Here is a 13,912-nt window from a genome sequence, read left to right as displayed (position 1 = left end):
AGCGGAGTTCATCATAGACAGGTAAACAGGACGGATAATGCACTCACAAAAAAAGTCGGCGGATGACAAACACGCCGCCAGAAGACGCTGGCTAGACTCTCATGAATCCGGTTATCACAAAAGCATGGGCAACCGGCAAATCCAAATGATCGCCATCGGTGGCTCCATCGGTACCGGCTTGTTCCTCGGTACCGGCGGCCGTCTCGAGTTGGCCGGGCCGGCGCTGGCGCTGGTCTACCTGGTGTGCGGGATTTTCTCTTTCTTCATCCTGCGCGCGCTGGGCGAACTGGTGCTGCATCGCCCTTCCAGCGGCAGCTTCGTTTCTTACGCCCGCGAGTTTCTCGGTGAGAAAGCCTCTTACGTCGCCGGCTGGATGTATTTCCTCAACTGGGCGATGACCGGCATCGTCGACATCACCGCGGTGGCGCTATATATGCACTACTGGGGCACCTTTGCCGACGTGCCGCAGTGGCTGTTTGCCCTCGGCGCGCTCGGCATCGTCGCCACCATGAACATGATCGGCGTGAAGTGGTTCGCCGAGATGGAGTTCTGGTTCGCGCTGATCAAGGTCGTCGCTATCGCGCTGTTCCTGATTGTCGGCGTCGTCTTCCTCGGCACCGGCACCCCGGTCGCCGGCCACACCACCGGCATGCACCTGATCACCGAAAACGGCGGCATGTTCCCGCACGGCCTGCTGCCGGCGCTGGTGCTGGTGCAAGGGGTGATCTTCGCCTTCGCCGGCATCGAGCTTATCGGCACCGCCGCCGGCGAGTGTAAAGATCCGGCTAAAATGATGCCCAAAGCGATCAACAGCGTGATCTGGCGTATCGGTCTGTTCTACGTCGGCTCCGTGGTGCTGCTGGTGCTGCTGCTGCCGTGGAACGCCTATCAGGCCGGCCAAAGCCCGTTCGTGACCTTCTTCAGCAAGCTGGGCGTGCCTTACATCGGCACCATCATGAACATCGTGGTGTTGACCGCCGCGCTGTCCAGCCTCAACTCCGGCCTCTATTCCACCGGCCGCATCCTACGTTCACTGGCGATGGGCGGCTCCGCGCCGAAGCTGATGGCTAAAATGAGCAGCCAGCAGGTGCCTTACGCCGGCATCCTGGTTACCTGCGGCATCTACGTGATCGGCGTGGTGCTCAACTACCTGGTGCCGTCGCGGGTTTTCGAGATCGTGCTAAACATCGCTTCGCTGGGCATCATCGCCTCCTGGGCGTTTATCATCGTTTGCCAGATGCGCCTGCGCAAAGCCGTGCGCGAAGGCCGTGCGCAGCCGGTATCGTTCAGAATGCCGGGCGCGCCGTTCACCTCCTGGCTGACGCTGGCGTTCCTGCTGGTCGTCGTGGTGATGATGGCGTTCGATTATCCGAACGGCACCTGGACCATCGCCACCATTCCGGTGCTGGCGGTGCTGCTGACGCTGGGCTGGTTCGGCCTGCGCAAGCGCGCGCAGGAAGTGAAGCGGGAGCAGCAGGCTCACGAAGAGCAGAACCCGCACTGAATCGACAAACCGCCCTCCGGGGCGGTTTTTTTATCCGCTATAACCGGCCGTAAAACGTCATTCTGGCGCTTTCCGACAGCATGACATCCGGCTGCGCATTGTAGGCCAGCACCACCAGCATGCGCGTGGTGTCGCCTTCGGTCGGCGTCACCCGGTGCATGGCGTTGCGCCCGCGAAACAGCACTAAATCCCCCTCCTCCATCGCCAGCTGTTTGACCGCCCGCTCACCGTCCAGCACCTGCGTGACCCCGGCATAGTTCATCTCGCCGCGGTCGGCGTCGCGCAGGTTCTCCACGTATTCGAAACGGCCGCCCCCCTGCGGTTTCTGGATCAGCAGCGTGATGGCGAACGAGGAGTTGTCAAAATGCCAGCCCAGTTCCTGACCGGTGTGGGCGTAATGCAGGTTGATCGACGACAGCCGATCGGCGTAGGGATACAGCTGCGCCTCATCCAACACCGCGCAGAGAAACTCGCGAAACGCCGGAGCATCGTACAGCGCACGCAGCGGCGACTGCGATGGGATATCCTCGTCGGTAATGCAGCCCTTGGATGACACCACCAGCCGGTTGCGCGCATGGTCGGCCGGCAGCGCGTCGTCCTGCGGCCGTAGATACACGTTGTGTTTGCTGCTGGCGTAAAACGCCGCGTGGTGCTGTTCGGCACCTTCCAGCCTTACCGTCGCCAGCGCGGCGGGGCGCAGAAATCCCGGCAGCACCAGCGCGCCGGCGCGCGCCAGCGTTTGCCTGCAACGGGCGCGGAATGCGGCGTCGTCGATGGGATGGGCGGACAGATCGATAATATCGGCAAGTTGCGGCATGACGTTCCCCTCGTGTGCGATAGCCGGATGCTTCTCACTGTAGCGAATGGCGCATTGCCGCCATAACAAAAATACGTTATGGATAAGCTAACGAATTCTTAGCGATAGTCCTGCCCATGCCGCCACCGTCCCGTGCTCGCCTGCCCAAGCTGAGCGCCATTCTGGCGTTCGAAACCGCCGCTCGCACCGGCAGCCTGGCCCGTGCGGCGGATGTGCTGGCGCTGACCGCCGCCGCCGTCAGCCAGCAAATCCGCCAGCTCGAACAGCATCTGGGCATCACGCTGTTCATTCGCGCCAAAAGCGGCGTCACGCTGACCGAACAGGGCGCGGACTACCTGGCCTACGTGCAGGAGGCGTTCGAAACGCTGCGCGTGGCGCAGCAGCACGTCGAACGCCAGCGCGGCAAACAGGCGCTGACGGTGTTCGCCCTGCCGGCGCTGGCGTCTAAATGGCTGAATCCGGCGCTGGGCGACTGGCTGGCGCAGTGCCCCGACGGCGATTTGCGGCTGCACGCCACCCATGCGGCGGTCGATTTCGCCCATTCGGCGGCGGATTTCGCCCTGTGCTTCGGCGCTCAGGATTACCCGCTGCTGGAAAAGGTGCAGCTGTTTCAGGATTGGGTGCAGCCGGTGTGCAGCCCGGCGCTGCGCGAGTGCGGCGACTGGACGCAGCTGCCGCTGATCCACGTCGACTGGGGCAAGGAGAGCCAGTTTTTGCCGGGCTGGCACGAGTGGTTCACCGCCGCCGATCGGCCGCCGCCGCCGCGGCGCGGGCTAACCTATAACCTGACCTCGCTGGCCATCGACGCCGCCGTGCAAGGGCGCGGGGTGCTGCTCGGCCAGCGGCGGCTGATCGCCCGTGAACTGGCGGAAGGCCAGCTGGTCACCCTGGCCGAACCGGCGCTGCGGCTCAGCAAACCCTACTACGTAGTTTACCCACCGCGCACGCTGGAAAAACCCGGCGCAGCGGCGTTTCTGGCCTGGTTGCAAACCCTCGTATCTACAGACCAAACCTGAACCCCGGCGGCGATGTTTGCTGGCGTCAGGCACAACCCTGAACGCTTAAGCCTCTCACCTCAGCCTGTTAATTTATCTCTGCCGACCGGGATCGCGAACCGATTCGCCCTTCGGCCACAATGTCATTTCCCTATGCCGCCGCCCCTGCAATCGCCATATTGCATCGGCCTCTTATTGTCCAAAACGAGGGCTATTCCATGATTTCATTAAATGATTACGCCAACCTGCGCAGCTATGCCGGTAGCGAAACCGCGGTGATGCTCGAAAACCGCTACCATCACGGCGTATTTACCCGAGACGATACGGATACCACCAGCCAGGACAACGGCGTCACCCTGCTCGTCGACGCGCAAAACCGCCGCTGGAAGCGCATCATCAATGACGGCGATTACAGCATCGATTGGTGGCACCTGCCGGGCGATGAACTGGATTACTCGCTGACCATTACCCGCGCGTGCAACTTCTTGCAGGTCAAAGGCGAAGAGTGGTGGCAGTTGCCTATCCCAACGACCCCGGCGGGGATTACTCTGGTTGGCCCCGGCGGCGTTCGCTCTTGTAAAACCACCGCGAACCTGAAGCTGTGGAAAAACGCCGTCGATTTTAAGGGCACCATTCTGGACTTCAGCGGCGCCACCAACATCGAGTGCGTACGCGTGCAATATTCGCTGGGAGCGCCGGCGATTTATAACCTGCGCATCGTGGGTGCCCCTGGCGCGGCGGCCAACCTGCGCGGCCTGTGCGTCTACAGCGATGCCTCAAACATGCACGGCCTGCCGGCCTGCCAACTGCTGGTGCAAAACGTCTGGCTGACCAACCTGTATAAAGGCATCGTCTTTGGCAATAACGCCTATATTCAGAGCTGGCATAGCATCATGGTGCGCGGCTGCTTCTGGCCGATCTGGTCTGAAACCACCGCTAACGCCGGCGAAAAAATCGTCTTCTACAAATGCCTGTTCGGCGACAGCAGAAACTATTATCAGGGGGTGCATGCCTTGGCCTTCCGCGATTGTTCATTCGACTACAGCGGCTTTAGCAATGAAACCGAACAGTTGGCCAATACCGACTATGGTTTGTTCGACCTTAAGGGCGGCACGCTGGACTTCAAAAATTGCCACTTCGAATGGGGCAACGCCAATTGCCGCAACTACCGGCCGGTCTTTACCAGCAACAACGGCGGTACGGTAAAAATCAAAGACAGCCAATGGCACAGCGTGATGACCAACAACACCGATGCCGGCAGCAACGTGCCCTACCAATACGTCGAGTATTTCTTCTTCGATAAGTCCAGCGATCTGAGCGGAAAATGTTATATCGACGGTTTCGATCTGGTGAACGCCGACATTAAAAAAGGCTGGTCCAACAACCATATTGAGATGAAAAAGATCGTCGCGCCCGGCTACATCAACATGTGGCGCCTGCTCTATCTGGGCGATGGCGTCAACCATCTGCCGGAGCCGAGCTGGAAAGAGAGCGGCGCGCTGGCATTGAATAACGTCTATGCCTTCGGCGGCGCACGCCTCTCGCAAACGGAGACCGCCGATCTGGCGGTGACGCTGCAAAACGGCGTGCTGACCGCCACCACCAAAACGGCGACGACAACGGACAAACGCGTCGAGATCTACTTCCCAATCGCGAAAAACGATCTGGTACTGTGGCGCGCCACGCTGGCAAACCTGAAAGGCCAGAGCAGCCTTGATGTCACCATCGGCACTTACCAAGGCAAGTATATCCTGAATGGCGATGCCGGCGTCACTACCCTACTTGAAAAAGCTTGCCAGTGGGGGCGCACCGGCACGGTAACGCCGGCCGCTTCGGCAACGATGACCTCGGATCGCATCACTGCGCTTAACTCGTCGGAATATTTGCCGTTGCCTGAGGGCTATGTCAATTATGCCCGCATCGCCATCGTGCTGAAAAACTTTGTCGGCAGCGCCGCTCAGCCCACCTCGGTGGACATCACCCAACTGTTGTGTCAAAAGATCGACATCGTCTCCCGCAACCCGCGTAAATCCTGGTAACCGAACGGGCCCCGTCAGGGGCCTGTTTGCCATTAACGCGCGGTATAACCGCCGTCGATGCTGTAAAACGCGCCGGTGGTGAAACTGCTGTCGTCCGAAAGCAGGAAAGCCACCGTTTTCGCCACCTCTTCCCGCGTCGCCATCCTCCCCATCGGGTGCGAAGCGGCCATCTGCGCCCGCGCCGACGCTGGCAGTTTCCCCATCGCTGGCGTATCCACATAGCCCGGCCCGACGGCATTAACGCGCACGCCGCGCGTGGCGAATTCCAGCGCCGCCGAGCGCGTCAGGCCCAGCACGCCATGCTTGGCGGCGGTATAAGGTGCGATCCCGGCAATGCCCACCACGCCGTTGGCGGAAGAGAGGTTCACCACCGCCCCGCCGCCGCCGGCGACGATCGCCGGCAGGCCGTACTTCATGCCGAAAAACGTGCCGCTCAGGCAGGTGGCGATCACCTCATGCCAATCGTCGACCGCGTACCGATCGATATCCACCTCGTGCGGGCCGGTGATCCCGGCGTTGTTGACCAGCAGATGCAGCGCGCCGCAGCGCCGCACGATCTCTTCAATACCCTGCCGCACCGACGGCGCATCGCGCACGTCCATCCGCAACGTCATCACCCGTCGGCCGTCGGGATCGAGCCGCGCGGCGGCGGCGGCGAGAGGCACTGCGTGGCGGCCGGTCATCACCACCGTGGCGCCGCGCCGAAACAGCTCGCCGGCGATCGCTTCGCCAATGCCGGTGGACGCGCCGGTCACCAGCGCCACCCGATGTTTGAAATCTTGCATAGCCGTTCTCCTGCAACGTTGAACTCAGGGGAACAGGCTAGCGCCGGCAAGTGACAGTTTGCGGCAGCAGCGACAGCGCAGCACGTAATGCGCTCACAAACGCCGCAAAGCCCGCTATTTTATGCCTACTTTTTCTCATGCGAGACACCCTGTGGATACCCAACGCTACCTGCAGCATATCGGCTTTGCCGGCACCGCCCGCCCTGACCTCCCCACGTTGCAACAGCTGCACCATCGCCACATGCTGAGCGTACCGTTCGAGAACCTGAGCATTATTTATCATCAGGGTATTCAGCTGACGCCGGAGGCACTGTTCAGCAAGGTGGTCGAGCGTAACCGCGGCGGTTTCTGTTATGAGCTGAACACGCTGTTTGCCCTGCTGCTGCGGGAGATCGGTTTCAAGGTGAGCTTCATCTCCGGCGAGATCCGCGCGCGCGACGGCCATTTCGGCCCGCCCTACGACCATCTGGCGCTGCGGGTGGATCTGGCGGGCCAGGCCTGGCTGGTGGACGTCGGTTTCGGCGATTCCTTCCTGACGCCGCTCAAAATCGTCGTTGCCGAGCCGCAACCGCAGGCCAGCGGCACTTTCCACCTGGAGCAGGAAGGCGAGTATTACCTGCTGGAGCGCCGCAACGGCGACCAACGCTCGCATGCCAAAACCCTGTATCGCTTTACCGTTCAGCCGAGCGAATTGCCTGAATTCGACGAGATGTGCCACTTCCACAGCACCTCGCCGCAGTCGCATTTCACCCAACGCCTGGTGTGCTCACGGCCGACGGAGCACGGCCGGGTGACCCTCAGCGACATGAAGCTGATCGTGACCGAAGATCACCAGCGCCACGAAACGACGCTGCATTCGGAAGAGGAACGCCGCGCCGCGCTGTGGCAGCATTTCGCCATCGATTTGGATCGTTGACGACGCCGGTGGCGCCCTTTTATTACGATTCTGTTACATCGATTGCATAACCGCGCTTGGCTGATTGCCAGCACCGCGGCGGCAGGCATCATAGGGTCATGATTCGGCAACAGAGTGCGAAAATGATCCGTGTGATACTGGTGGATGACCATGTGGTGGTGCGCTCCGGCTTTGCGCAATTGCTCAGCCTCGAGGACGATATCGACGTGGTGGGGCAATACAGCAGCGCGGCGGCGGCCTGGCCGGCATTGCTGCGCGACGACGTCAGCGTCGCGGTGATGGACATCGCCATGCCGGATGAAAACGGCCTGAGCCTGTTGAAACGCCTGCGGGCGCAGAAGCCGCAGTTCCGCGCAATCATCCTCAGCATCTATGACTCCCCCACCTTCGTGCAGAGCGCGCTGGACGCCGGCGCCAGCGGCTATCTGACCAAACGCTGCGGGCCGGAAGAACTGGTGCAGGCGGTGCGCTCCGTCGAGATGGGCGGCCATTACCTGTGCGCCGACGCGCTGCGGGCGCTGCGCGGCGGCGAGCAGCCGGCCACGGCGCTGGAAGTGCTGACCCCGCGCGAGCGTGAAATATTCGATCTGCTGGTCAGAGGTGACAGCGTAAAGGAGATCGCTTTCAAGCTCGATCTCAGCCATAAAACGGTACACGTACATCGCGCCAACGTCCTGGGCAAGCTGCAGTGCAACAGCACCATTGAGCTGGTGCATTTCGCCCTCGAACATCAGCTGCTGGCGGGGCATTGATGTCACTCCGCTCACGGCGCTGGGTTATCTCGCTGTTTATCCTGTTGGCCTGGGGCAGTGGCTGGCTGATGCTGTGGACGCTCGGCTTCTATCTGACCCACAACGGCAATCAGGCAGCGCTGTTTCTGTCTCACGGCGTCTATCTCGCGCTGCTGATCTTGCTGGCGCGCCGCTATTGGCCCGCTCTGATAATACCGCCGGTGCTGCTGCTGTTCTGGCTGCACGGCGAACGCCTGCTGAGCGGCTACGGCCTGCTGGCCGCGCCGTTCATCACCCTGCTCCCGGCCGCGCTCGCGCAGCGATTCTGGCGCCGTTTTCCGCTCTACTGGCAGCGGCTGACGCTGCTGCTGGCTACCGTGACCGCCGCCTCGCTGCTCAATACCGCTCTGCTGTCGCCTTTCGCGCACAGCCCGGCGATGTTGCTCGGCCTGGCGTCGTTTACCGGCGGCGTTTTGCTGACCCCGTTCGTCTACCTGATCTTTGAATTTCTGCGCCAACAGCACCGTTACCACCTGCTGGGGCTGGACACCACCAACCCGCCGCTGCGCGCGTCCTTAATCATCTGGTGCAGCCTGTTTTTCGTTATCGGCATCGGTACGCAGATGGTGCTGTCGCCGGAAATCGAGCGCCTGCTGCTGATCGTGGTGTTTTTGCCGAACGTGGTGATGGCGTGGAAGTTCGGTTGGCAGGGCGGCGTGTTGTCCGGCCTGCTCGGCAGCATGATGATCACCCTCGCCCGGCAGGTCGGCGTGGGGTTCGGCAATCTGGTCGAGCTGGAAATCTTTCTGGCGACGCAGGCGCTGCTCGGCATCGGCCTGGGCATCGCCATCAGCCGCCAGCAACACCTGGCGCAAAACCTGCACCATTATCGCCGACGCCTGGAAGAAGAGCTGGCGGCGCGGCGGGCGCTGACCGAAAAACTGATCCACACCGAAGAAGACACGCGAAAAAACCTGGCGCGCGAGCTGCACGATGAAATCGGCCAGAACATCACCGCGATTCAAATCCAGTCGCAGCTGGTCAAGCGGGCGCGCGATCCGGCGCAAACCCAGGCCGCCGCGAACCAGATAGCCGATCTCGCCCGGCGCATTCATCACTCCACGCGCCAGCTGCTGCGCCAGCTTCGCCCGCCCGCGCTGGACGAGCTGGCGTTCAAAGACGCGCTTCACCACCTGCTGAATGAATTCGCCTTTAGCGAACGGGGCATCCGTTGCCATTTCGACTACCGACTCATCGACACGCCCGCCGGCGAGACGGTGCGCTTCACCCTCTACCGGCTGCTGCAAGAGCTGCTCAACAACGTGTGCAAACACGCCGAAGCCAGCGAAGTCGCCATCGTCTTGTATCAACAGGGTGAGCTTTTGCACCTCGAGGTGCGGGACAACGGCATCGGCATCCGTGCGGACAAGGTGCCTGGCTTCGGCATTCAGGGGATGCGCGAACGGGTCAGCGCACTCGGCGGCGAACTGACGCTGGAAACGCAGCGCGGCACCCGGGTAATTGTTAACCTGCCCACAAATTTGCAACAAACCGCCGACTAACTAGGAAAAAGTCTTAGCCACTCCGGACTTTCTCTCATCCCCTTTCCCTTTCACCTTCTTATAGTCAGCACCAGGGAGGCGGCTATGCAAGCACGCTCGGCATCTGAAATCGATCATCGTTACCGCGCGCTGCGCCCGCGACTGCTGCTGTATATGGTCATCGGGTACGCCGCCTTTTACCTGACGCGCAAAAGCGTGAATTACGTGCTGCCGGCGCTGCAAACGGATTTGGGGCTGGATAAAGGGGACATTGGCCTGCTCGGCTCGCTGTTTTATCTGAGCTACGGCCTGTCGAAATTCGCCGCCGGGTTGTGGCACGACGGCCATGGGCAGCGCGGGTTTATGGGGATCGGCCTGTTCGCCACCGGTTTGCTGAACGTGGCGTTCGCCTTCGGCGAATCGCTGACGCTGCTGCTGGCGGTCTGGGCGCTGAACGGCTTCTTTCAGGGCTGGGGCTGGCCGCCCTGCGCGCGGCTGCTGACCCACTGGTATTCGCGCAATGAGCGCGGCTTCTGGTGGGGCTGCTGGAATATGTCGATCAACCTCGGCGGCGCGATCGTGCCGTTGATCAGCGCCTTCGCCGCCCAGCGCTGGGGCTGGCAGGCGGCGATGTTGATCCCGGGGGTCGTCAGCATGGTGCTGGGCATCTGGCTCACGCGGCAGCTGACAGGCACGCCGCAGGAAGAAGGCCTGCCGTCGGTCGGCCAGTGGCGCCACGATCCGCTGGAGCTGCGCCAGGAACAGCAAAGCCCGCCGATGGGGCTGTGGCAGATGTTGCGCACCACGATGCTGAAGAACCCGATGATCTGGCTGCTCGGCGTCTCTTACGTGCTGGTCTACCTGATCCGCATCGCGTTGAACGACTGGGGCAACCTGTGGCTGACGGAAAGCCACGGCGTCAACCTGCTCAGCGCCAATGCGACGGTGATGCTGTTCGAGATAGGCGGCCTGCTCGGCGCGCTGTTCGCCGGCTGGGGTTCGGATGTGCTGTTCGGCGGGCAGCGCGCGCCAATGATTTTGCTGTTCACGCTCGGGCTGATGGTTTCCGTCGCCGCGCTGTGGCTGGCGCCGGTGCATCACTACGCGCTGCTGGCGGGCTGTTTTTTCGCGGTGGGCTTCTTTGTCTTCGGCCCACAGATGCTGATTGGCCTCGCCGCCGTGGAATGCGGGCACAAAGGCGCCGCGGGCTCCATCACCGGCTTTCTCGGCCTGTTCGCCTATCTGGGGGCGGCGCTGGCGGGCTGGCCGCTGTCGCGGGTTATCGAAGGCTATGGCTGGTCAGGCATGTTCAGTTTGCTGTCGATCGCCGCCGTTCTTATGGGTTTATTGCTGATGCCGCTGCTGATGGCGAGCGTTACCACCTCTACCGAGAGAAGGATAAAACAATGAAAAAAACGTGGGTCACTACCCTGATAGCATCCGGCATCGCGCTGGCCACGCTGAGCGGCGCCGCGCACGCCAAGGGCCGCCTGGTGGTTTACTGCAGCGCCACCAATGAAATGTGCGAAGCGGAAACCAAAGCCTTCGGCGAGAAATATGACGTGAAAACCGCGTTTATCCGCAACGGTTCCGGCAGCACGCTGGCAAAAGTGGACGCCGAGAAGAAGAACCCGCAGGCGGACGTCTGGTACGGCGGCACGCTCGATCCGCAATCCCAGGCCGGTGAAATGGGGCTGCTGCAACCGTACAAATCGCCCAACCTCGAACAAGTCATGACGCAATTCCGCGATCCAGCCAAGCTGAAAGGCAACTACTCCTCGGCGGTCTACGTCGGCATTCTCGGCTTTGGCGTCAATACCCAGCGCCTGAAAGAGAAAAACCTGCCGGTGCCCAAGTGCTGGAAAGACCTGACCAAACCGGAATACAAAGGCGAGATTCAAATCGCCGATCCGCAAAGTTCAGGCACCGCCTACACCGCGCTGGCGACCTTTGCCCAACTGTGGGGAGACGATCAGGCGTTCGATTACCTCAAGCAGCTGAACGCCAACGTTTCGCAGTACACCAAGTCCGGCATTGCCCCGGCGCGCAACGCCGCCCGCGGCGAAACGGCGATCGGCATCGGTTTCCTGCATGACTACTCGCTCGAAAAAGAACAGGGCGCGCCGCTTGAGCTGATCTCGCCGTGTGAAGGCACCGGCTACGAAATCGGCGGCGTCAGCATCCTCAAAGGCGCGCGCAACCTCGATAACGCCAAACTGTTCGTGGACTGGGTGCTGTCGAAAGAGGCGCAGGAGCTGGCGTGGAAGAAAGGCAAATCCTATCAGATCCTGACCAACACCACCGCCGATACCTCGCCGAACTCGCTGAAGCTCGACGATCTGAAACTGATCAACTACGACATGGACAAGTACGGCTCGACCGAGGTCCGCAAGGCGCTGATCAATAAATGGGTCAGCGAAGTCAAGATGGGTAAATAAACCCACATTCTGCGCCTGTTGCCGGGTAAGCTTCACGCCTTACCCGGCCTGAACATCCGGGAAACTTATGTCACATACACATGCACTCCATCTCGTGAAAAAACGAGATGCAATATTCCTTTGGGTTTTGCTTGGCTGGCTGGCGTTCGCCCTGCTGCCGAGCTGGAGCCTGGATTACGGCCTGCTGGAGTCCACCGGCGATGAAATCCTCGCGGCCTACGGCTGGTCACACCGCAATATCAGCTGGCTTTGGTGCCTGCTGCCGAGCCTGCTGCTGCTGCGTCCTTACGCTGCGGCGGGCCGTGAGCAGCGGCGCCGCCACGCGTTCGATGCCGGCTGGGCACTGCTGTGCATGGCCTTTATCGTCGTCAGCGCCACGGTGGCAGGACGCGGTTTAGGCTACGCCCCCCTGGTGCAATTGACCTCGCTGGGCGCCATCATGACGCTGGCGCTGACCCGCCTCGACTGGCTGGGCGGCGACCGTTTCGTTATCGGTGCGCTGGTCACCATCGTGGCGCTGATCGGCGTCTTCATCGTCTGGCCGAGCATCGCGATTTTCATTCCGATGTTCACCGACCAGACGGGGGCATTCGCGCCGCTGGCGTTTATGAACGTGCTGTCGCAGGCGCATATCGTTCAGGTGATCCTCAACTCCATCGCCCTGTCGATCGCGGTGGGCGCCGGCTGCACCTTCTTCGGCCTGGTGCTGGCGATTTACACCACCCGCATCGCCAAGCGCAGCGCCATTATCGGCCGCATCTTCTCCATCCTGCCCATCGTCACGCCGCCGTTCGTCGTCGGCCTGGGCGTCACGCTGATGATGGGGCGTTCCGGCTACGTCACCGAGTGGATGGTGGCCTGGTTCGGCCTGACCAACACCAACTGGCTGTACGGCTTTACCGGCATCTGGCTGGCGCAGGTGCTGGCATTCACGCCGATGGCGTTCATGATCCTCGACGGCGCGATCAAGACCATTCATCCTTCGCTGGAAGAGGCCTCTTACACCCTGCGCGCCAGCCGTTGGCAAACCTTTAACGGCGTGTTCGTGCCGCTGCTGAAACCGGCGCTGGCCAACGCGTTTCTGATCGTGGTGGTGCAATCGCTGGCCGACTTCAGCAACCCGCTGGTGCTCGGCGGCAACTTCGACGTGCTGGCGACGCAAATCTATTTCTACATCACCGGCTCGCAGCTCGACTATCAGGCCGCCAGCACCCTCGGCGCCTTCCTGCTGCTGTTCTCGCTGCTGGTGTTCTGCATCCAGTACCTGTGGATCGGCAAGCGTTCCTACGTCACCGTGTCCGGCAAATCCTACCGCGGCGACGTACAGCCGCTGCCGGTCACGCTGGTATGGGGCGTGATCGCGCTGCTGGCGGTGTGGGTAGCCTTTAATGCCCTGCTTTACGGCAGCATTTTCTACGGCAGCTTCACCGTCAACTGGGGAGTGGACTACACGCTGACGCTGGATAACTTCATCAAGCTGTTCGGCCAGGGCATGAGCGACGGCGCGTGGCCTTCGCTGCTCGACACGCTGCTGTACGCCGGGATCGCCGCGCCGATCACCGCCGCGTTCGGCCTGCTGATCGCCTGGATCGTGGTGCGTCAGCAGTTCAAGGGCAAAAAGACCATCGAATTCACCACCATGCTGTGCTTTGCGGTGCCGGGCACCGTGGCGGGCGTCTCTTACATTCTCGCCTTCAACAGCGCGCCGGTGTACCTCACCGGGACGGCCGCCATCGTGATTATCTCGATGGTGATGCGCAACGTGCCGGTAGGCATTCGCGCCGGGATCGCCGGGCTGGGCCAGATAGATAAATCGCTGGACGAAGCCTCGCTCAGCCTGCGCGCCGGCTCGCTGCGCACCATCACGCACATCCTGCTGCCGCTGCTGCGCCCGGCGATCCTGTCGGCGCTGATCTACAGCTTCGTGCGCGCCATCACTACCGTCAGCGCCATCGTCTTCCTGGTCACCCCCGATACCCGCGTGGCCACCGCCTACATCCTCAACCGCGTGGAAGACGGCGAATACGGCGTGGCGATCGCCTACGGTTCAATTCTGATCGTGGTGATGCTGGCGATTATTTTCCTCTTTGACTGGCTGATCGGTGAGGCACGCATCTCCCGTTCAAAAGCCAAAAACCAGGCGTAA

General features: G+C 61.7%; 11 protein-coding genes. 9 read left to right on the top strand and 2 right to left on the bottom strand.

Features of this window, described 5'->3' with window-relative positions; all coding sequences use genetic code 11:
- Positions 1–37 precede the first annotated feature (37 nt).
- The gene (ansP, locus tag GUC32_RS06175) at positions 38–1,504 is read left to right on the top strand and encodes an L-asparagine permease (RefSeq protein ID WP_025301945.1); all 1,467 of its coding nucleotides are present in this window, start codon (positions 38–40) and stop codon (positions 1,502–1,504) included.
- Positions 1,505–1,541: 37 nt separating this feature from the next.
- Here the strand turns inward: ansP and GUC32_RS06170 are convergent, their stop codons facing one another.
- Entirely contained in the window at positions 1,542–2,321 is a 780-nt protein-coding gene (locus GUC32_RS06170) for a 2OG-Fe(II) oxygenase (protein WP_025301944.1), read from the bottom strand.
- 116 nt (positions 2,322–2,437) lie between these two features.
- Between GUC32_RS06170 and GUC32_RS06165 the strand changes: the two genes are divergently transcribed.
- Positions 2,438–3,337, top strand: a complete 900-nt coding sequence (locus GUC32_RS06165; RefSeq protein ID WP_197758569.1) for a LysR substrate-binding domain-containing protein — start codon at positions 2,438–2,440, stop codon at positions 3,335–3,337.
- A gap of 197 nt (positions 3,338–3,534) precedes the next feature.
- On the top strand, positions 3,535–5,355 hold the full coding sequence (locus GUC32_RS06160; protein ID WP_369435615.1) for a hypothetical protein: 1,821 nt from the start codon (positions 3,535–3,537) through the stop codon (positions 5,353–5,355).
- A 32-nt stretch (positions 5,356–5,387) separates the two neighbouring features.
- Here GUC32_RS06160 and GUC32_RS06155 read toward each other — a convergent pair whose 3' ends face one another.
- Positions 5,388–6,140 carry an SDR family NAD(P)-dependent oxidoreductase gene (locus GUC32_RS06155; protein ID WP_060447604.1) on the bottom strand — a complete coding sequence of 251 codons (753 nt, stop codon included), beginning with the start codon at positions 6,138–6,140 and terminating at the stop codon, positions 5,388–5,390.
- Positions 6,141–6,291: 151 nt separating this feature from the next.
- Here GUC32_RS06155 and GUC32_RS06150 point away from each other — a divergent pair, with 151 nt between their 5' ends.
- The 6 genes from GUC32_RS06150 (at position 6,292) to GUC32_RS06125 (ending at position 13,912) form a co-directional block, all read left to right on the top strand.
- Positions 6,292–7,056 (top strand): arylamine N-acetyltransferase, encoded by a 765-nt coding sequence (locus tag GUC32_RS06150; protein WP_369435614.1) that lies wholly within the window; start codon positions 6,292–6,294, stop codon positions 7,054–7,056.
- A gap of 122 nt (positions 7,057–7,178) precedes the next feature.
- Positions 7,179–7,808 (top strand): response regulator transcription factor, encoded by a 630-nt coding sequence (locus GUC32_RS06145; protein WP_049203928.1) that lies wholly within the window; start codon positions 7,179–7,181, stop codon positions 7,806–7,808.
- Positions 7,808–9,349, top strand: coding sequence for an MASE1 domain-containing protein (locus GUC32_RS06140; RefSeq protein WP_049203816.1), 1,542 nt, complete (start codon positions 7,808–7,810; stop codon positions 9,347–9,349). Before GUC32_RS06145 ends, GUC32_RS06140 begins: the two co-directional genes overlap by 1 nt.
- Before the next feature lie 84 nt (positions 9,350–9,433).
- Positions 9,434–10,738 (top strand): MFS transporter family glucose-6-phosphate receptor UhpC, encoded by a 1,305-nt coding sequence (uhpC, locus tag GUC32_RS06135; RefSeq protein WP_127146444.1) that lies wholly within the window; start codon positions 9,434–9,436, stop codon positions 10,736–10,738.
- Positions 10,735–11,766: an ABC transporter substrate-binding protein gene (locus GUC32_RS06130; protein WP_043136733.1), complete on the top strand. Its 1,032-nt coding sequence runs from the start codon at positions 10,735–10,737 to the stop codon at positions 11,764–11,766. The genes uhpC and GUC32_RS06130 overlap by 4 nt, the downstream gene beginning before the upstream one ends.
- Positions 11,767–11,833: 67 nt before the next feature.
- Positions 11,834–13,912 carry an iron ABC transporter permease gene (locus tag GUC32_RS06125; RefSeq protein ID WP_141997499.1) on the top strand — a complete coding sequence of 693 codons (2,079 nt, stop codon included), beginning with the start codon at positions 11,834–11,836 and terminating at the stop codon, positions 13,910–13,912.

The organism is Serratia sp. NGAS9 (assembly GCF_009905295.1).
Classification (GTDB): domain Bacteria; phylum Pseudomonadota; class Gammaproteobacteria; order Enterobacterales; family Enterobacteriaceae; genus Serratia; species Serratia bockelmannii.
This window is presented reverse-complemented; position numbering and strand designations above follow the sequence as displayed.

Coding starts and splice junctions, on each gene's coding strand:
- GUC32_RS06140 (WP_049203816.1), top strand. CDS start 7,808: ATGTCACTCCGCTCACGGCGCTGGGTTATCTCGCTGTTTATCCTGTTG.
- GUC32_RS06125 (WP_141997499.1), top strand. CDS start 11,834: ATGTCACATACACATGCACTCCATCTCGTGAAAAAACGAGATGCAATA.
- ansP (WP_025301945.1), top strand. CDS start 38: ATGCACTCACAAAAAAAGTCGGCGGATGACAAACACGCCGCCAGAAGA.
- GUC32_RS06165 (WP_197758569.1), top strand. CDS start 2,438: ATGCCGCCACCGTCCCGTGCTCGCCTGCCCAAGCTGAGCGCCATTCTG.
- GUC32_RS06155 (WP_060447604.1), bottom strand. CDS start 6,140: ATGCAAGATTTCAAACATCGGGTGGCGCTGGTGACCGGCGCGTCCACC.
- uhpC (WP_127146444.1), top strand. CDS start 9,434: ATGCAAGCACGCTCGGCATCTGAAATCGATCATCGTTACCGCGCGCTG.
- GUC32_RS06145 (WP_049203928.1), top strand. CDS start 7,179: ATGATCCGTGTGATACTGGTGGATGACCATGTGGTGGTGCGCTCCGGC.
- GUC32_RS06160 (WP_369435615.1), top strand. CDS start 3,535: ATGATTTCATTAAATGATTACGCCAACCTGCGCAGCTATGCCGGTAGC.
- GUC32_RS06170 (WP_025301944.1), bottom strand. CDS start 2,321: ATGCCGCAACTTGCCGATATTATCGATCTGTCCGCCCATCCCATCGAC.
- GUC32_RS06130 (WP_043136733.1), top strand. CDS start 10,735: ATGAAAAAAACGTGGGTCACTACCCTGATAGCATCCGGCATCGCGCTG.